The organism is uncultured Bacteroides sp., from assembly GCF_902491285.1.
In the GTDB taxonomy this organism is placed as follows: Bacteria; Bacteroidota; Bacteroidia; order Bacteroidales; family Bacteroidaceae; genus Bacteroides.
On record NZ_CABUHK010000031.1, the window covers coordinates 33,025 to 53,038 of the forward strand.

At 43.1% G+C, this 20,014-nt stretch carries 14 protein-coding genes; 6 read left to right on the forward strand and 8 right to left on the reverse strand.

The window, feature by feature from the left end; translation table 11 throughout:
• Nucleotides 1-18: 18 nt before the first annotated feature.
• Both RDN93_RS10185 and RDN93_RS10190 read left to right on the forward strand, forming a co-directional pair.
• A complete protein-coding gene (locus tag RDN93_RS10185; RefSeq protein WP_308745413.1) occupies nt 19-5,079 on the forward strand; it encodes a DUF4132 domain-containing protein in 5,061 nt (1,686 codons plus the stop codon).
• Nucleotides 5,080-5,086: 7 nt separating this feature from the next.
• Nucleotides 5,087-5,557 carry a GAF domain-containing protein gene (locus RDN93_RS10190; RefSeq protein WP_308745414.1) on the forward strand — a complete coding sequence of 157 codons (471 nt, stop codon included), beginning with the start codon at nt 5,087-5,089 and terminating at the stop codon, nt 5,555-5,557.
• 113 nt (nt 5,558-5,670) lie between these two features.
• Here RDN93_RS10190 and RDN93_RS10195 read toward each other — a convergent pair whose 3' ends face one another.
• The 6 genes from RDN93_RS10195 to RDN93_RS10220 all read right to left on the reverse strand — a co-directional run bounded on the left by RDN93_RS10195 (nt 5,671) and on the right by RDN93_RS10220 (nt 11,432).
• Complete coding sequence (locus RDN93_RS10195; protein WP_308745427.1) at nt 5,671-5,985, reverse strand: chaperone modulator CbpM; 315 nt, start codon at nt 5,983-5,985, stop codon at nt 5,671-5,673.
• A 14-nt stretch (nt 5,986-5,999) separates the two neighbouring features.
• Nucleotides 6,000-6,968 (reverse strand): J domain-containing protein, encoded by a 969-nt coding sequence (locus RDN93_RS10200; RefSeq protein ID WP_308745415.1) that lies wholly within the window; start codon nt 6,966-6,968, stop codon nt 6,000-6,002.
• 93 nt (nt 6,969-7,061) lie between these two features.
• On the reverse strand, nt 7,062-8,765 hold the full coding sequence (locus RDN93_RS10205) for a sulfatase-like hydrolase/transferase (protein ID WP_308745416.1): 1,704 nt from the start codon (nt 8,763-8,765) through the stop codon (nt 7,062-7,064).
• Nucleotides 8,752-9,948 carry a BamA/TamA family outer membrane protein gene (locus tag RDN93_RS10210; protein WP_308745417.1) on the reverse strand — a complete coding sequence of 399 codons (1,197 nt, stop codon included), beginning with the start codon at nt 9,946-9,948 and terminating at the stop codon, nt 8,752-8,754. The genes RDN93_RS10205 and RDN93_RS10210 overlap by 14 nt, the downstream gene beginning before the upstream one ends.
• Before the next feature lie 96 nt (nt 9,949-10,044).
• Entirely contained in the window at nt 10,045-11,058 is a 1,014-nt protein-coding gene (locus tag RDN93_RS10215; RefSeq protein ID WP_308745418.1) for a low specificity L-threonine aldolase, read from the reverse strand.
• 155 nt (nt 11,059-11,213) lie between these two features.
• Entirely contained in the window at nt 11,214-11,432 is a 219-nt protein-coding gene (locus RDN93_RS10220) for a winged helix-turn-helix domain-containing protein (protein ID WP_308745419.1), read from the reverse strand.
• Nucleotides 11,433-11,667: 235 nt separating this feature from the next.
• Between RDN93_RS10220 and RDN93_RS10225 the strand changes: the two genes are divergently transcribed.
• The 4 genes from RDN93_RS10225 to RDN93_RS10240 all read left to right on the forward strand — a co-directional run bounded on the left by RDN93_RS10225 (nt 11,668) and on the right by RDN93_RS10240 (nt 15,865).
• Nucleotides 11,668-13,407, forward strand: a complete 1,740-nt coding sequence (locus tag RDN93_RS10225) for a thiamine pyrophosphate-dependent enzyme (protein WP_308745420.1) — start codon at nt 11,668-11,670, stop codon at nt 13,405-13,407.
• Nucleotides 13,408-13,472: 65 nt separating this feature from the next.
• Nucleotides 13,473-14,420 (forward strand): DUF2157 domain-containing protein, encoded by a 948-nt coding sequence (locus RDN93_RS10230; protein WP_308745421.1) that lies wholly within the window; start codon nt 13,473-13,475, stop codon nt 14,418-14,420.
• A complete protein-coding gene (locus RDN93_RS10235; RefSeq protein ID WP_308745422.1) occupies nt 14,404-15,375 on the forward strand; it encodes a DUF4401 domain-containing protein in 972 nt (323 codons plus the stop codon). The genes RDN93_RS10230 and RDN93_RS10235 overlap by 17 nt, the downstream gene beginning before the upstream one ends.
• The gene (locus RDN93_RS10240) at nt 15,362-15,865 is read left to right on the forward strand and encodes a GDYXXLXY domain-containing protein (RefSeq protein ID WP_308745423.1); all 504 of its coding nucleotides are present in this window, start codon (nt 15,362-15,364) and stop codon (nt 15,863-15,865) included. Before RDN93_RS10235 ends, RDN93_RS10240 begins: the two co-directional genes overlap by 14 nt.
• 246 nt (nt 15,866-16,111) lie before the next feature.
• Here RDN93_RS10240 and RDN93_RS10245 read toward each other — a convergent pair whose 3' ends face one another.
• On the reverse strand, nt 16,112-18,682 hold the full coding sequence (locus RDN93_RS10245) for a PL29 family lyase N-terminal domain-containing protein (protein ID WP_308745424.1): 2,571 nt from the start codon (nt 18,680-18,682) through the stop codon (nt 16,112-16,114).
• 375 nt (nt 18,683-19,057) lie between these two features.
• The gene (locus RDN93_RS10250; protein WP_308745428.1) at nt 19,058-19,993 is read right to left on the reverse strand and encodes a site-specific integrase; all 936 of its coding nucleotides are present in this window, start codon (nt 19,991-19,993) and stop codon (nt 19,058-19,060) included.
• Between the last annotated feature and the right edge of the window lie 21 nt (nt 19,994-20,014).

The window sequence follows — 20,014 nt, forward strand, 5'->3', positions numbered from 1 at the left end:
TTAAAAACAAATAGAATCATGAGACTTATTTATAATGAAGCATTAAACAAACGGGTACTTCCGTATCTGGAGAAACTGACCCAAAAGAGAAGCAGCCTGGACAAAAAGACAGCCGCCTTGTTTGACATATTCATGTTATACTTTAATATGGATACCCGGTACGGCACCTATAACGACAAGCTGGAACCTTGCATTATAAGTGTCATCAAAGAAGAAAACATCAAAAGCGTAGCCAATCTTTTCGATGGAAAACTGAGCAAACTGCTCCGTTACATATTGGGAGATGAATATGCCCGCCTGTTCCACACCTATCTGAAACTCAAAGTACATTGCCCGTACACTCACGGCTATTCACGGCGTTCACAACGTGCCGCCAACCCTTATCTGCACTTCAACCACGTCATAGACGCATTGACACAATTCCTGAAACTGCGCGCCACCGGCTTTACAGAACAAGCCATATTGAACGGTGGAAATACACCGGAAGAAATAGAAGCATACAAAGACTGCATGAGCTGCGAGAACTGGATAGCCGCCCAAATAGCAGAAGGCAACAAAACAGTCATCGAATACCTGCATAACGTGCTGACCAGCGAAAATAACGCCAACCGCCTCAACCAGGGACATCTCAAGGCTATCGCAATGAGCGGATACCGCCCGTTGCTGGAACTGGAAGGAAAATTGCTGCTGGCAGCAAAACTACAAGAAGGACTCCGACAAGCTATCGTGGAAACGATGGACGAAGGATGTCCCGAAAGCTATCTTCATCTGCTTACGGTAATTTATGAGAACGGATTGCAACGTTTTGCTTCCGTGAAACGTGGTATCGCGGTAAGTACAGGCATCGGAGAACAGGACAGCAGCGAACGTGTCACCAATAAATACATAGAACTAATCCTGCACTTCCTGAACAACCAACAACAGGCACGCAAAGCCCTTCAAAGCAAAGATACCGTCGAACTCTACCTGGCCTTATGGAGTATCGGGTTCTATAATACAAACGACATCCAAGCACTTGCACCTGAAATTCTCAAAAACGGGGCCAAGCACCAAGTACAGACTTTCCTTTACTTCCTGCTCTGTACGCAACACTCCGGCATGAGTTATTACATCAGTAAAGAAGCTTTCGAAAAATGGCATAACGACCCGTCGGTCGTAGCAGCCATTCTCCCGCTCTATCTCACAAATTTCTATCTCAGCCGATATGGCGGACGTGAAGACCCCAAACTCACCGATTACTTTGAGAACAGGGAAGAAGCTGTGCGCCACTACGGATATTTAAAACAAATCTACCACTCCATCTCAGCCAAAGAAACCTATGCTCCCTATATCTTCCCTTGGGAAAGCACACAACTGACCCGTTCGGAAGTTATCCTCAAAATGGCATATATCGTCTGGATGCTGAATGATTCTGCCATGAAAGATGACCTTTGCGGCTATCTGGCATCTCTTGATTCCTATATGCGGGCAAGCTATATCGGCATTGCCCTGAATCCGCCTACCAGTCCGCTGCAAGAAGAATACATCCTCCAATCATTGGGCGACCGCTCATTGGACGTACGCAACGAGGCATACAAAGTATTGTCCGAAATGACCTTATCGCCCGAACAGAATCTGAAAGTAGAGGAACTGCTACGTTTCAAATACAGCGAAATGCGCATTAATGCCATCAACCTGCTTATGAAGCAACCGAAAGAAGAACTGGCAGGCAGTATCCGCCGGCTGATTACAGACAAGGTTGCCGAACGCCGCCTGGCGGGACTGGACATGATGAAGACAATTCATAACGTAGAATTCCTGCAAGACATCTACCAGAAACTTCTTCCTGCCATCAAAGAGATTCAAAAACCAAATGCCAAAGAAAAGGTATTGATAGCGTCTTTGATTGGTGACGGAACGGAAAAGAAAGCTACACAGCACTACACCAAAGAAAACGGTTTCGGTCTGTACAATCCTGCATTGGAAGTCAGCCTGCCGGAAATCACACCGGATAAAGGGTTCTATGTCAAGAAAGCATTTGAGTTTATCAGCTACGGAAAAGCGAAACTTACTTTCGAAAGGTTGAGCAAATACATCGCCGCGCACAAAAACGATGAGTTTAAAAACGACTACGGAGAAGCACGCCTGGTAGGTAACAGCGTACTGATGAAATGGAGCAACTACGGTGGACTGAGCGGTCTTGGACTCCCGGAACTTTGGATGGATTTCTACGAACGGGAAATCGGGAGCTACGAAAAACTATTGATGATGAGTTTCATGCTTGCATCAACAGGTGTCGCCCAAGAAAACGATGACTATGACGAAGGGGATGAAGAAGACAGAAAAGCCGATATTAAATCCGCCAATAGCTTTGAACCACTTGTGAACAAGATGTATGCAGGCTTCAGTTACCGCGGATTACAGAAAGTACTCCGGAAGTTGCCCTATTATGAGCAAATGGAAGACATCATCGATGCACTGGCATACGAGTACAGAGACGAAACGGTTTATCAGCGAATGGCCGCCAATATGCTGCTCCAGCTAATACCATTGCTCAATACAGAGAATATCTTCCGTCAATATACAAACAAGCATACATGGCTCAGAGATTCAATGGAATACGGAGAAAAGGTCATTGTTTATCCGATACACAACAACAAGTTTGTGCAATTTTGGCTTGACACCCCCTGCAGACCGATAGACGATGCCCTGTTTACCCGTTACTTCACCGTGCGCTATCAGCTATATAAACTCACCAACTATATGGAGCACACGCCCGAACTGGAAGAAACCGATTCCTATCTGCAATCCGCAGACTTTGCCCGTGCCTGGATGCTGGGGCTGATACCGGCAGAAGAAATATATCGCGAACTGACAGGACGTGTCAACTCCCCCACACAAATCAAGAATATCACTCTTGCGTTGAATGAAAACCGTCGTCCCAACGAAGTGGACAGAGAGCGGTTCGCCTATATCAAAGACTTCAACTTCACTTTATTCCGACCATTATTGCAAAAGGCTGTCGACCGGATTCTGGATATAGAACTATCACGCGGAGACTCTGAAACGCAGGTTACCCGCCTGGCGGAAGAACTGACCTGCGTCTATGGAGCCGAAACATTCATCCGCATCCTGCAAGCATTCGGCAAAGATACGTTCATACGCGACAGTTACAATTGGCGGAACACGAAACGGGGAGTATTGAGCAGCCTGCTTCACGTTTGCTACCCGTTGCCGGCAGACACAAGTGCCCAGCTCAAGAAACTGGCGAAACAAGCCGAAATCAGCGACGAACGGCTGGTGGAAGCCGCCATGTTCGCTCCCCAATGGATAGAACTTGCCGAACAGGCAACAGGATGGAAAGGACTGACAAGCGCAGCATACTATTTCCACGCCCATACCAACGAGACTTGCGATGACAAGAAAAAGGCAATTATCGCCCGTTATACCCCGATTGACGTAGAAGACCTTCGGGAAGGCGCTTTCGACATCGGGTGGTTCAAAGATGCTTTCAAGACGATTGGCAAACAACGTTTTGAAGTGGTTTACAATGCCGCCAAATATATCTCATGCAGCAACAGCCACACCCGTGCCCGCAAGTTTGCCGACGCCACCAACGGTGCAGTGAAAGCAGAAGATATAAAGAAAGAAATCTCGGCCAAACGCAACAAAGACCTATTAATGAGTTACGGACTTATCCCATTAGGGAAAAAAGCGGATAAAGAACTGTTGGAACGCTACCAATTCCTGCAAAAATTCCTGAAAGAAAGCAAGGACTTCGGAGCACAAAGACAGGAAAGCGAAAAGAAAGCAGTGGCTATCGCTTTGCAAAACCTGGCTCTCAACTCCGGTTACGGTGACGTCACCCGTCTGACCTGGAGCATGGAAACGGAACTGATTAAAGAACTTCTCCCCTACCTGTCCCCGAAAGAGATAGACGGTGTGGAAGTCTATGTACAAATCAACGACGAAGGCAAAGCGGAGATGAAACAAGTCAAAGCCGGAAAAGAACTCAACAGCATGCCAGCCAAATTGAAGAAGCATCCGTATGTAGAAGAGCTGAAAGCGGTACACAAGAAACTGAAAGACCAACACGCCCGCTCCCGCATCATGCTGGAACAGGCTATGGAAGACTGTACGCGCTTTGAAGAAAACGAGCTCCACAAGTTGATGCAGAATCCTGTTATTTGGCCGCTACTGAAGCATCTTGTCTTTATCAGTAACGGACAAACAGGTTTTTATACCGATGGATTACTGGTGACAGCGAATGCCGTCTGTCTCCCGCTGAAACCAAAAGACGAATTACGCATCGCCCATCCTACCGACCTGTACACGAGCGGCGAGTGGCATACGTATCAGAAGTTCCTGTTCGACAAAGCCATCCGCCAACCTTTCAAACAAGTGTTCCGCGAACTGTATCTACCGACTCCGGAAGAGGAAGAAGCCACACAATCCCGCCGCTATGCCGGAAACCAGATTCAACCTCAGAAAACGGTTGCCGTCCTGAAAGGACGCCGATGGGTAGCCGATTATGAAGACGGGCTTCAAAAGATATATTACAAAGAGAACATTATCGCCACTATCTACGCTATGGCAGACTGGTTCTCTCCTGCCGATATTGAAGCCCCGACACTGGAATATGTCTGCTTCCACAACCGCAGGGACTACAAACTGATGAATATTTCAGAGATTCCGCCCGTTATCTTCTCCGAAGTGATGAGAGACGTGGATTTGGCAGTCAGTGTAGCCCATGCCGGAAGTGTCGATCCGGAAACCAGTCACTCTACCATCGAAATGCGCAGCGCATTGGTGGAACTGACGATGCCATTATTCCATCTCAACAATGTGAAAGTGGCAGGCAACTTTGCTCATATCGAAGGCAAGCTGGGAAAATATAACATTCATTTGGGCAGTGGTGTGATTCATCAGGAAGGCGGTGCGCAAATTGCAGTTCTTCCGGTACATTCGCAGAGCCGCGGACGCCTGTTCCTGCCTTTTGTAGACGAAGACCCGAAGACTGCCGAGATATTGACAAAGATTATCTTCTTCGCAAAAGACGATAAGATAAAAGACCCGAGTATCCTGAATCAAATCAAATAAGAACAATATGGCAGAAAATTTATCAATCAGTACAGGAAGCAAAGAAGAGAAATATCGTGAGTTACTTCCACAGTTACATGCTTTAGTCAGCACGGAAACGGATTTCATAGCCAACCTTGCCAATGTTGCAGCGGCTCTAAAACAGACTTTCGGTTTCTTTTGGGCAGGTTTTTACATAGTGAAAGGAGATGAACTCGTATTAGGTCCGTTCCAAGGGCCTATCGCTTGCACACGTATCCGTTTCGGCAGAGGAGTTTGCGGAACAGCCTGGAAAGAAGCACGTACATTGATTGTCCCTGATGTAGAGCAGTTTCCCGGACATATAGCATGCAGTTCGGATTCCAAATCGGAAATAGTAGTACCGATACTAAAACAAGGTGAAGTAATCGGAGTATTGGATATAGACAGCGATACACTGGATAGTTTCGATACAGTTGACGCACGTTATCTGGAAGAAATCTGTACATACATCGGATAACTCCATCCGTGCTGTTATCATACAAAAAAACAGAGGCTCCGATTAGGTAAATCAGAGCCTCTGTTTGCTATAAATAGAGCCTCAGTTTGGTGTAAACAGAGGCTCTGTTTTTCTTACCAGTCAATCTCTTCTATTTTCCGTTCACGGTATAGCGTAAGCTGCTTACGGAGTGAGTTCATTTCATGCCTCATCTCCTCCATTCTTTCCAATAAATGATGAATGGCATCAATACCTTCCATGTTTATGGACAAGTCATAATACATCCTGCTATATCGCTCCACATTCGGAAGTTCGGACACAAGCAGATAATGTTCATTACCCTCGGTATGTACGTTAATCAAACCGCCCTCTTCCAGCATATCTATGAATGAAGGCTCAATATGACATTTGTGACAGTATTCACTGACAATAATTAATTCGGTCTGCATAGCACTCATTCTTTTTAGTTCATACTCTGTAACTCGCGGAACAACTCTTTCTGTCTGTCCGTCAGGTTCGTAGGAATCTTGACAGAATAGGTCACAATCAGGTCACCGAATTGTCCTTCCTTCTTATAAACCGGGAATCCCTTGCCTTTCAGACGGACTTTCGTACCGTTTTGGGTTTCCGGTTTTATCTTCAGTTTCACTTTACCGTCCAACGTGTCCACAACCTTTTCACCACCTAGTACGGCTGTATAAAGGTCTACTTCCACATCTACGTACAAATCGTCACCCAGGCGCTTGAATACCGGATCTTCGGCTATGACGAAAGTGATATACAAGTCGCCCGCAGGTCCGCCGTTGATACCTTCGGCTCCGTAGCCTTTCAGTTTAATCACTTGTCCGTCGGCTACACCGGCAGGGATAGTGATACGCACTTGTTTTCCATTGACAGTCAATATCTGTTTATGCGTCTGGGCAGCATCACGAAGAGACAGGTGAAGTTCGGCATTAAAGTCCTGTCCGCGGAATCCCGCAGAACCTTGTCCTCTTCCCCCCCGATGTCCACCGAACATTGATTCGAAGAAATCGGAAAAGCCACTGGCATTACCGCCGGAGAAGCCTTCGCCGTCGGAACTGTACCAATATGTTCCGTTACCGTCAGAGAATCCCTGTCCGCCACCGCCAAATCCGCCGAAACCTCCTGCACCACCAAAGCCACCGGCTTGTTGCTGCGCCCGTTTCTGTGCTTCGAATTCATCGGCATGCTTCCAATGTTCTCCGTACTCATCATACTTTTTACGTTTCTCAGGGTCACTCAGTACCTCATTGGCTTCGTTGATTTCCTGAAACTTATCCTTTGCACTCGGGTCATTGGGATTCAGGTCAGGATGATATTTCCGGGCCAACTTACGAAAAGCCTTTTTGATATCGTCCTGAGAAGCACTTTTGTCTACTCCAAGAATCTTGTAATAATCTATATAGGCCATGTTTTATGAATTTAATCGTTCATACATCATACGGCAAATAACACACCAATCCCGCTTTTGGATTCAAAATTTAGCACAATTTATAATAACCGGCTAATAATCAATTTCCTTTTGCTCCAACATTTGGAAATCCTGCTTTTTCATACCCAAATCATCCAACGGACGGGGTTCGTTATGGTCATTCAAATAGACCCTCGGCTTCATTTGATAAAGTGAAGCTATTACGGATTGTGAATTATCCCGGTAAGGAGTTTCTATTCCACCCAAATCCAGTATGGTCGGAAAAAAAGAGCTGCTGGAAGACACATTCTTATCCCTATTATCCATTGCGGCTTCCCAGTGTTCAGGATAAGTCTCGCGATAACTGCCGGACATCCAAACAAGAAACGGCACATGAAGCTGATAGTAAGAAGGTACAGGCGAAGCATGAAGGAACAAATGACGGGAATCGTCGAAAATATCCTCTCCATGGTCGGAAGTATAAATCATGGCGGCGTCTGCCTGTTGTTTTTCCAGCATACGGATGATTCTTGACAGGAAAGCATCCGTGTAACGGATAGAATTATCGTAAGCGTTCACCAAGTTATTCCGGTACTTCCTTTCCGCGTCAACCGGATAATCCGGTGTGAAGAACGTGTTTTCCAAAGGATAACGTTCGCGGTAATTAAAATGAGAGCCGTAGGTATGGAGCACGATAAACTGTTTCGTAGCCCCTTTCTCCAGTTCTTGTTCCACTAATTTCAAGAGTTCGTCGTCAGACGGGTTGTAACTGTAATCAATAGAATCTTCTTTTATAAAATCATACGTATCGGCTTCCATCCCGAAAAAATCGATAAACGAATGGTTATAACGCTGATTGGAGAAGAAAGCAGTTTGGAAACCCGCTTCTTTAAAAGCGGTGATAATCCCTTTTTGATGATAAATAGAGTCGTAGTTGCAGGCATTGACGTCCGACATCAGCATAGGTACACTTTTGTGTGTCGTATTTGATTCAGTCAGTACCTTCGGAAAAGCAATCAATCCGGTTTGCCGAGACAGCAACGGATTCGTTTCACGTTCATAACCATATAATTGCCAGTTCAGGGCACGGGACGTCTCCCCTACTACCATCACATACACTTCCCGTTTTTCTTTCGGACGGGTAGTTTTGGCATGGAAGGTAAAGTCTTCCGACGTGTGATGATAGTTCTGTGTCAAGGCTGTCCGCTGAAAGGCAAGACCTACATTATAACAGACGTTCAGCGGATATAAATCCGATTTCAGTTCATATCCTGAATCCTGCACATAGGCTCCGGCAAGGCTGAGAAGGGAGATTCCCAAAACGATGAGTGCTCTCCTCCGTTCTCTGCGGATAAACTCTATCGAGAGTTTCCGCTTGCGGATAATTGAAATCGTTCCCAATATCAGTGCGGGAACATACAGTATGACTACGGCGATAATGGCAGGTGTCAGGTTATCAAGTAGTTCGAGCGCTTCACTCGAATTGGTAGTCACCAGGTTCAAGAACATATCCACAGCGATGATAGACTGTCCGAACAGATAAAGCAATACGATTTGGAAAGCTCCGAAAAAGAGAAACAAGAACAAAATCCAAAGCATTTTGCCACAGTTCCTCGATAAAGTCATCAACAGGTAATAGCCTCCTAAAGGCAGCAATACATTAGTTACTTTTGCCATCACCGGCAGCGGCTCCGTAAAACAGAGGACGATGTTAGGCACTATCAGGATAAACAGAAACAGATAAAACAAGTGTTCCTGATTTTCCAACCAATTCTTTATATTCTTAAAAAGCTTCATTTATATTAAAGATAAATCCGGTCTGGTGTTTACCAAAACCTAAGTCCAAACGTACATTCACTCTCTTTTTAAACTCCCAACGGTAGCCGAAACCATAGTTGGGAAGAATATGTTTCGGGGCAAAGTCGGAGAACTTCGGAAAGATAGTCCCTGCTCCCACCCATACGGCCACTCCATTTCGTTTCCAAACGTGTTGCCGCAGTTCTATTTGCGCATCCATCGCACACTTATCGCGATAACGCCCTTCGTAGTACCCACGCATCGAATAAGAGCTTCCTAAAGTTGCCATCAATCCCCACGGGGTATCTCCGTAAGTCAGCAGTGTGTGGAATTGTCCTGCCAGCACTCCGCCTTTCCATACGGGGTGATAGTAACTGGTAGTCAGTTCGGTACTGCTGAACGCATATTTATTGCCAAGAAAAGCAGGACTGAACCGCTGGTCCAGCCGCAGATAGTACCCCCGGTAAGCATTTGTCAGAAAATCACGTGAGTCGTAGAGAAGAGAAAGCCCGAGACTTATGTTGGTAGTCCGTGCCGCCATTCCTTCCCATAGCTCCGGCTTTTCAAAATCGCGTCCGTCGATGTAATCGAATACAGCCATCGGCCCGATATAGAAATTCTTTGCCATACAGAACATGAAGTCCACCTTCACCTGTGCTTGGAAACGTTTATATTCACTTTCATTATCGGAATTTGCTCCGTTATCGTATCCTCTTCCCCAATAGAGACTGGGAAAAGAATAAAAATAAAGATTATAGTTCAACCGGTATTTATCCTGTGGAAACAGATGAGTTCCGCGGACTCCCAATAAATAGAATCCCACCGTAGAGACATCTCCGTAAAGAGATACGTTTGAAGGCGGAAGAATTGTATCATTATAATCCGTACGATATAAACCAGCCGCCACCAGTCCGAGTCCGAACTTCGTATCACTGGAATAGTGAGGGCCTCCTATCACACTGAAATCGAACTTTTTATTCTTTTTTTCCTTATTGGCATCATTGAAGTAATCAAGAAACTTCTTGAAAAAGCTGCGCTTTAGCGGAACAGAATCATTAATGGCCGTAACAGATACAGAATCTTCCGGCATTCCTATCTGAATAGAATGCGTCTGCGCACTAATAAAGGTTTGTGTCAATAATAATAGCGCAAGTAATATCAGCCTGTTCTGTCTAGTATCCATATATAATAAGAAGTTGAAAACTTCGGGGACAAAGTTAGTTTCAAACTTCTTATTACAACAGCGTTACACAGGATTTTGTTGTTCCTTATTTCTCTTTTAACGTTTCAAAACTCGTATAAATTCGTCAACATCTTCTTCTGTGGTATCAAAAGAAGTTACCAGACGAATCTCGTTGTTATCCTCGTTCCAAAAATAAAAGAAGTAAGATTCCAGCATCCGGTCGATTATCGGGCGGGGCATCGTCAGGAACAACTGATTGCTCTCTGCTTTTTGAGTGAAGGTTACCTCCGGAAGCTTTTTCAATTCATTGTAGAGTTTGGCAGCCATTGCATTGGCATGACTCGCATTCTTCAGCCAAAGCCCATCTGTCAGATAAGCCGTGAACTGGCAGGAAAGATAACGCATCTTCGATGCCAGTTGGGCGGATTGCTTACGGATAAAACGGGCTTCCGGTTGCAAGTCCTTATTGAATATGATAACGCACTCACCCATCATCAATCCGTTCTTCGTTCCTCCGAAACTAAGAATATCGACTCCGCAATCTACGGTCAATTCTTTTAAAGAAAGATTTAAAGCGGCACAGGCATTAGCAATTCTTGCTCCGTCCATATGAACGTACATACCGTTCAGATGGGCAAAGTCAGTAAGACGTTTCAGTTCTTCGGGAGTGTAAATCGTGCCAAGTTCGGTACATTGGGAAATATAAAGAGCTTTGGGCTGTGAATGATGCTGGTCACCAAAGCCGTGAAGATAAGGTTGCATCAATTCCGGGGTAAGTTTGCCGTCCGGGGTAGCAATCGGACGAATCTGACAACCGGTCATTTTCACGGGCGAACCACATTCGTCAACATAGATATGGGCGGTTTCCGCACAAAGGATAGAATGATACGGGCGGGTCATTAATTGCAGTGCCACGACATTGCTGCCTGTTCCATTGAATACAAATAAAGGAACGCAGTCCGGAGTGAAGGTTTCCTTAATCTTTGCTACGGCTTCTTCCGTCCATTTATCATCGCCATAACCTAACGCATGGTCTATATTCGCCCGGTTCAGCGCTTCCATCACCAACGGATGCACACCGGAATTATTATCAGAGGCAAAACTTCTCATTGTTTCCTTACATTTTAAATTGGATTGCAAAGTAACAGAATTATTTTCAGATATCATCTGAAAGGAACAGACATAAAAACAAAAATCCCCGAAGCATTGACTATCCTGTCGTTACTTCGGGGATTCTTTTGTTTTTGTCCAGGTAGTAAGCTCCTTCAGCCAATGTAAACATTTACACAGAGATACACATACAGTTCTTCTTCACACTGATCGAACTCTATCTTATTCTCTCTTGACAACCATCCCAAAGCAGCGCCCAACTCTTTGTCCTTCAGTCCGGATTTTCTTTTCAAAAGTCCATAGCCCCACTTCTCGTTATTGCTAAGCAGTTGCCAAACTTTACCGGCATTCACGCCGATTTCACTTCTATTCATTTTCTACAGTTATTAAGAGGTTTAAAACATTAGGTTAAGATTTCGCCTATAAAGAAAACAAAAGGATATTGCAATTGTTTATTCTACCTTACTAAAAAGTTGTTACAAAATTCTTTTTAACATAAAAAACATGATGTGTTCCGACACAAAGCCGCTATTAGCATATGTTAAATTAGAACTTTTCTTTGTAAGCAACTGTTATTAGTTAAAAATCAACCCTTAACTAATTTCAAATATGGCAAAGAAAATTGCAGAACAACTTATTAATACTTTAGCAGAGTCTGGAGTAGAACGCATTTACGCTGTGACCGGCGACAGTCTGAACGAAGTAAACGAAGCTGTCAGAAAGAACAATAAGATACAATGGATACATGTACGTCATGAAGAAACCGGAGCATATGCCGCCGCAGCGGAAGCTCAACTGACCGGCCGTCCGGGATGCTGCGCAGGAAGTAGCGGGCCAGGGCATGTCCATCTTATCAACGGCCTGTATGACGCACATCGTTCGGGTGCACCGGTGATCGCTATTGCTTCCACTATCCCTACCGGAGAGTTCGGTACTGAATATTTCCAGGAGACGAATACAATCAAATTATTCAATGATTGCAGCTATTATAATGAAGTAGCTACTACGCCTGCACAATTTCCACGTATGCTTCAATCCGCCATTCAGACGGCTATCACCCGCAAGGGAGTATCAGTAATAGGCTTACCGGGAGATTTGGCAAAGGCTTCTGCCGTCTCTGTCGATTCGTCGGTACGAAACTATCCTGTCGTACCGGAAGTTTGTCCGGCAGAAGAAGATTTGGCACAACTGGCCGACTTATTAAACAAGCATAAACGTATCACTCTTTTCTGCGGCATCGGCTGCCGGGGAGCGCATGAGGAAGTAATCGCGCTTTCCGAAAAGCTGAATGCTCCGGTAGTTTATACTTTCAAGGGAAAGATGGAAGTACAATATGAGAATCCGTATGAAGTAGGTATGACCGGACTTTTAGGAATGCCTTCGGGATATTACAGCATGCACGAGGCAGAAGTGCTTCTCATGCTCGGAACGGATTTTCCTTATTCTGCATTTTTGCCGGATGACATTAAGATAGCTCAGATAGATATCAAGCCCGAACGCCTGGGACGCCGTGCCAAAGTGGATATCGGACTTTGCGGAGATGTCAAGATGAGTATCCAGGCTTTACTCCGTATGCTGAATCCGAAAACGGATGATACATTCCTTGTGAAGCAACTTAAAAGATATGAAGGGGTGAAAAAAGACCTTGCCGCCTATACGGAAGATAAGGGAGAAGTGAATAAGATTCATCCCGAATATGTAATGTCCGAAATTGACAAACTGGCTTCGGACGATGCCGTGTTCACTGTAGATACGGGAATGACTTGCGTGTGGGGAGCACGTTATCTGCAAGCAACAGGCAAACGGCATATGTTGGGTTCTTTCAATCACGGCTCCATGGCAAATGCCCTGCCGCAAGCTATCGGTGCAGCTTTAGCTTGTCCCGAACGCCAAGTGATTGCACTTTGCGGAGACGGAGGACTGTCAATGACTTTGGGGGATTTGGAGACTGTCGTCCAATATAAATTGCCGATTAAGATTATCGTATTCAATAACCGTTCGCTGGGAATGGTGAAACTGGAAATGGAAGTGGACGGTCTGCCGGACTGGCAAACGGATATGCTGAATCCCGATTTCGCACAGGTAGCTGAAGCAATGGGAATGACAGGTTTCAATGTCAGCAATCCGGAAGAAGTATTACCTACCTTATTCAATGCTTTCGAACTGGACGGCCCTGTACTGGTGAATATCATGACCGACCCGAACGCACTTGCCATGCCGCCCAAAATCGAATTCGGACAGATGGTAGGCTTTGCCCAATCCATGTATAAGCTATTAATCAATGGACGTTCACAAGAAGTTATTGACACTATCAATTCGAACTATAAGCATATACGGGAAGTATTTTAAGTTGCCGGAGAGGGTGATAATCATTTTATTTTCTTATGTTTGCAATCATCAAAAAGTAAAAACACATGGAAAAGTCTGACTATTCACCCTCGTCACGACAATCCCTGTACGCCAATAAAAAGGAATGGAACCGGTTTCTGTCCATTTTCTTACTGGCTGCGGGCATTGGTTTTACAGTATCGGGCATTATCTTTTTCTTTGCCTATAACTGGGACGAGCTGCCCAAATTTGCAAAGCTGGGAATTGTGGAAGTACTGCTAGTATCTTCTGTCCTGCTCACCGTATTCACCCGATGGAATATGCTCGTCAAAAAGATTCTCCTTACAGGAGCCACTTTCCTGATAGGTACACTCTTTGCCGTCTTCGGACAAATCTATCAGACGGGAGCTGATGCCTATGACCTTTTCCTAGGCTGGACACTGTTCACCATTCTTTGGGCGGTTGCCATCCGCTTTGCGCCATTATGGCTGACTTTCATCGGATTACTTTGTACTACTATATGGCTGTACAATATACAAATTGCCACTCGCGGCTCATGGGAAATGACTTTGCTTGCCAATGCAGTAACCTGGATATGCGCCTCGGCAGCCGTCATCACAGAATGGATGAGTATAAAAGGAAGTCTGAACAAACAGAATCGCTGGTTCGTCAGCCTGCTTTCATTAGCTACCATTGTGCACACCAGTTTTCTTACGATGCTGGCGATATCAGATACCAACTCGCTTGCAATAGCAACCATCTGCGAAGAAAAAGCTATAATCGTTTCACTCGTAAGCACTATTCTTATATTCTCTGCGGGACTATGGTTTGGGTGGAAAGAAAAGAATCTGTTCTACCTGGCTGTTATTCCTTTTGCGACATTGATGATTCTATTGACTACATTTATATGTCACAGCAATCTAAGAGATGTCAATCTATTCTTCTTCTCAGGGATTATGATTATCACTGGAACGACCTTACTTATCTACATTATTCTTCAACTTAAAAAGAAGTGGTATGGCACAGAAGCATAATCTTACAATTCAAGTCGTATCCATCATCGGTGGAATACTGACTGCTATCTTCTTTCTCGGATTTCTTGCACTTGCCCGAATCATACGTTCCGAAATATCGTGCCTGTTAGTTGGGAGTTTATTAATTATTGCCACATTAACAATCAGCCGTCTTGTCATCCGGTCTTTCCTGGATGCTATGAATATCACTTTATATATTGCAGGATGCGTATTGGTCGGCTTTGGACTTAGTGAGTATATGAATATACTTTTCATTGTACTCATAGTAATCAGTATGCTCACCTTCAGGCTGTCGAAAGGTTTCATTCTGCCCTTTCTTTCAGTGATTGCGTTTATTATATCTTTCTTTGGAGAAATAACTCATATCTTTTCTTCTTCCTATCCTCTGCAAATTGCAGTAGTTCCTGTTATGGCAGCATTCCTGTTCACCAATCTTTTCGAAGTGAAACTGTATAGCCAATTAGAAAACAACAGTCTTTCCAAATACAGGCCGTTCCATGCCGGACTATTCGTATCCTGTGTCATTTTAATAAGCGGATTATCAATCCATCAACTGACATCAGGAATAAATTCTTGGACTATATCCTGCATCTTATCTGTCTCCATGTGGATAGAACTTCTGATTATGGCTCAACGGATTATGAAAGTTATGCAAGTGAATAATGCAATACATCAAATCGGCATTTACATTCTTTGCATCATCATCTGCCTGCCTACCGTATCCGCCCCTTATTTATCCGGCAGCCTATTGTTGATTCTAGTATGTTTCCATTATGGCTATAAAGCAGAGTGTGCGACCTCACTCCTTCTCTTTATCTATGCTGTTTCCAAATACTATTATGATTTGAATATAAGTTTACTTATCAAGTCCATCACACTATTCTTTATCGGAATCGTGTTTATTGCAGCTTGGTGTTTCTTCACTCAAAAAAGAACAAGACATGAAAAAATATAGCCGGATATTGATTCTTGCGAACCTTGTATTACTACTGGGATATTTCAACTGGTCGGTTTTAAAGAAAGAACAGACTTTGAAAGACGGACAATTAGTACTCTTACATTTAGCTCCCGTCGACCCTCGTTCTCTCATACAAGGTGATTATATGCGCCTCAACTATGAAGCTACTTCATCTTCACCAGTTCTGATAGACGAGCAGACTGCCACACGTGGTTATGCCATACTTAAAACAGACAGCAATCAAATAGGTCAACTTATACGTTTGCAGAATACTCTGACACCTTTGAATGACAACGAAGTAGTTATCAAATACAAGATAGTAGATAACCGGATATTCCTCGGTGCCGAATCTTTCTTCTTTGAAGAGGGACAAGATACCCTTTATCAAAATGCAAAATATGGCGGTTTGAAAGTAGACGATAAAGGGCAAAGTCTGCTTGTGGGGCTGTATGATGAAAACTTGCAGCAGATTCAACCCAATAAATAGAATATAAAAATCCCGGACTTTCGCAAGCCCGGAATTTCCATATTCTCAAGAACATCTCCTTATTTATAGGAAATAAGGGACTAGCAAATTGTTTCTAGCGCATAAAGAAGATGTTTTGAGACAAAGTAAAGGGATACCTGTGGGAAATAAGGGAGGTATCCCTTTCAGAAAGACAAATATTAGAAAAACATACTTTCACAAGCATAATCTTCAGCCTGTCTTTCAGTATATTTCTTTCAGTCCGAATTACTTCAAGACTTTAACAAAAACAGTTTCAATTGTCTGTCTGCCCCACTTATCAGTAATGATAACCTTGACCTTACATACCGGAGGAGTAACAATCGGTGTTTCAGAAAGCTTCTTAGAGATTACAACTTTGTTGCCCTCTGCCGTAGTAAAATCAGTAGTGTTTAATGACAGATAATCTTTAGCATTCTGATCGGCCAATTCAAGTACGACAGATTTAATTCTCTCATCGCTAAATTCATAAGAAACACCATAAGCATCTGTTTTCTCAAAATCCTTAGCTAAAAGGTCTTGTGAATGTCCACCGTCAACTTGGAATGGACTAGCTTCAGTACCTAATTTACCTGTATACTTAAATGTACCTTCAAATATCTCCGACTTCACTGTCAGATTGAACTTGTCAGTAATAGCATTCATGCGCTCATTTCCAAACGGAGCATAAGATACTATGATATTGCGACCTTCATAAGCACCACCCCATGTATCATAAGGTTGTACTGTAATCTTATCGCTCGACTTATCGTCACCTAACCATGCATCAGCATATACTTTATTCTTATTTTCCATTTTAAACGGTATCTCTTCATCAAATGAAATAAGCGTCTTAGCCTCATCAGAAATATAACCTTCTTGATAAAGTTTATAAAGATTATAAGTGATTACACCGTCAGCATCATTTACGTTACCATAAGCCGTAGCATTATTACCACTAAAGTAAGCATCCGCACGTCTAAAGACAAACAATTTATCATTCTGTTGGTCTACTGTAATTTTGAATGTTGTTTCATACAAAACTTTATCATTCAATTCATCAGTCGAAGCATTATTAATGAATCTAACCGTTGCATTATGAGGTACAGCAGCAACTGTTGCAGGAGTAAATGTAGCTTTGATTACAAATTTAGTTGCCTTAGCATTCTCTACTTCTTTTCCATCTTTATCCAAGCCTTGTAATTTCAGTGCAATACCATCTTCATATTCCAAGTTTTCCACTCCGTTGATTTCAACCTTGCCTGCTGTATAAGCAATAGCAGTCTCAATATCAGAAACTTGCGCTTTTATTATTGCAGCGGAAGGACTTACAATTTCTGAAGTAACTGTAACTTTCTTACCATCTACAACCCAAGTCATATCTTTGATTTCTGCTTCTTCGGCTGCATAAGTAAAGACCAAATTCAAGTTAGTCTTATATGTCTTTCCAGCAGTAGTAAGATAATCAACAGATACAGTCAGTTCACCTGCCTGATTTGCTATAATTGTCTTATTCTCTTTGTCAAATGTTGCTTCAATTTTCTTTGCATCATCTGCATTGACACTATAAGTATAATCAACTACATCATTCAACTGATCGCCTACTAATTCATCTAAATTATAAACAACCTTGAAAGGTAGTTTTTTATCTACATCTTCGAGTTTCTTTTCTGTCTTTTCGGTCGTAACTTTAACATCGTACTGGGAAATGATTTCATTGCCCCATGCATCCTTTGTTGTAAGTGCATAAGCAATATCATTATTCAGTTTTTGGGGATCTACTCCTTCTGCAAATTCAAGAGTCAGGTCATAAATTCCCTTATTTACTGTACTTTCAGCACGAGTCAACGCTACTTCACTGGTATTTGCATCAATAGTAGCTATAACAAAATTAGTATTACCTTTAGAATCAGTCAAACCGATTTCATAAGATTGGATATCTTCAAGTTTCAAATTAACCGGATTGATCATAGCATGAATCATGCTACCTCTAGCGGATAAGAATGTTCCTTCCGGATAAGTTTTTCCATTGAATTTAACACCATCCTTTTCTTCCACTACTCCATAAAATAAAGTAGCTTCAGCTTGAGCAGAATTTAAATCAACATTACCATTCATTCCCCCAAGTGCACGCATACTAGTAATACGGGCAGCCTTCGGCATAGAAACTTTTTCCCATTCTTTGGTTTCGCTATTAAGAACATTCAATACCCAAACTAATGAATTTTTAGGATCAGCCGTTACGTAGATATGAGAAGCTGCTTCATATTCTGTTTTCTTATATTCTCCAGATTCGGCATCCCAAACTTCCCAAAAGCCATCAGTAGATATACGCGGCGATTTTCCATCTTCACCTTTATCTCCTTTGTCACCCTTATCGCCTTGGTCACCCTTATTTCCTTGCTCACCTTTGTCGCCCTGGTCACCTTTATCACCTTGGTCACCTTTGTCACCCTGGTCACCTTTCTGACCTTTAGAGCAAATACCGGTATCTTTCCCATCGATAATCCAATTCTTCGTAGTAGGATCAATCTCAATTTTCGTACCTGCCGCACCGTCAGAGCCATCAGTACCATTTACAATAGAATAAGACTTACCATCATTAAAAGTAATCTTAAATCCACCAGTAATTGATTCTACGGCAGTAACCCATTTTCCCTCTTTCACAAAATTCTGTAACTCGGCAATGCTAGCTTTGTTTGCGTCAATCTGTGTTTGCAGATTGTCGATGTCATCATCGTAGTCCTTACAGCCTACATAGGTGACAGTAGAAAGTGCCAACGCCCCGAAGAACATCACTTTTACAAATTTTCTTTTCATAACTACTTAAAAATTACATTAATAATATATTATTAAACACTAAGTTTCAATAATAGACAGCCCGTTACTTCATAGGTAACAGGGAAACCTTTGTTCCTGCTCTTTTAGAGTAGTCAATACTGAAAAATGATACGATAGATTATGAAAGTTCTTTACCCCTGCTTCTGACGAGCGGCAGAGGGGAGGGAAATCTTATGCAATATTTAGAAGTTAACAAAGCCCTAATACAAAGAATCCACGTGTTTTATCTGTCCTAGTTCCGCTTTTAAGTAGTTTATTAGAAAAAATGTGTGATTTCGTTTGGTTGTTTTAAGAAATATGCTCATATTTGCACCGGAATTTATTCCCGTTACCTACGAAGTAACAGGATAATTTTCAAGCATTTACGCTATACACAGCACGCTTTACAAAATTAATGACCTGCTTATTGGCTTCATCTATTTTCTTACTTCTAAAAGGCTTCAGGTAAGTCTCAGTCACTGTAATAGATGAATGTCCCATCGCTTCGGAGATAATACCCGGATGAATTTCACAATAATAAGCCGTTGTAGCCCATGTATGCCGGGCGGTATATGAGCTTAGTTTATCACCCAGTCCTAATAATTCCCCTAGAAGCATCAACTGTTGATTGAAGCTACGCAATGCTAATTGATATTCCCGGTACGCTTCTTTCGTTCCCTCACAGCTTTTCAAAAACGAAAACAGATAAGGCGAAGAAGAGTCACGGTTCATATACTTTTTTATCAGAATCATAGCTTCCGGGGTCAGTGTCACCGATAAGGAACGCCCTGTTTTACGTCTGCGATACGTGATCATATTATCACGTAAATCACTCTTTCGCAAATAAGCCAGATCGACAAACGGCATACCACGAAGCAAAAACATCAGAATGAACAATTCTTGAGCCTGACGTACAGGTAGTGATATCCCCGTCCCCCGCAAATCAACAAACACCTTTCTCATGTCATCATCACTTAAAGCACGTTTATGGTCGGCACGCGTCCCGGTGTAGACGGAACGGAACAGATGCGGAACGTAAGGAGCTTTTCGAAGATTAACCGCACGATTGTACACTGCACGGAAAGTACGCAAATAGGTGGAAACCGTATTCCAACTACATCCACGACTACGAAGATGGACTTCGAACCCCTTCAACCACTCCGAAGTCACTTCACTAAAGACAAAGTCTCTTTTCCCACGATAAGCAATGATGGCATTCAGACTGCTTCGATAGACGTGTGCAGTACCAAAGTTTCCCTCCATCTGTAGCTCGGCGGCTACCTGCTTCATAAATGTTAATACTTTCAACATCTCACTTTTTATTAATAAATT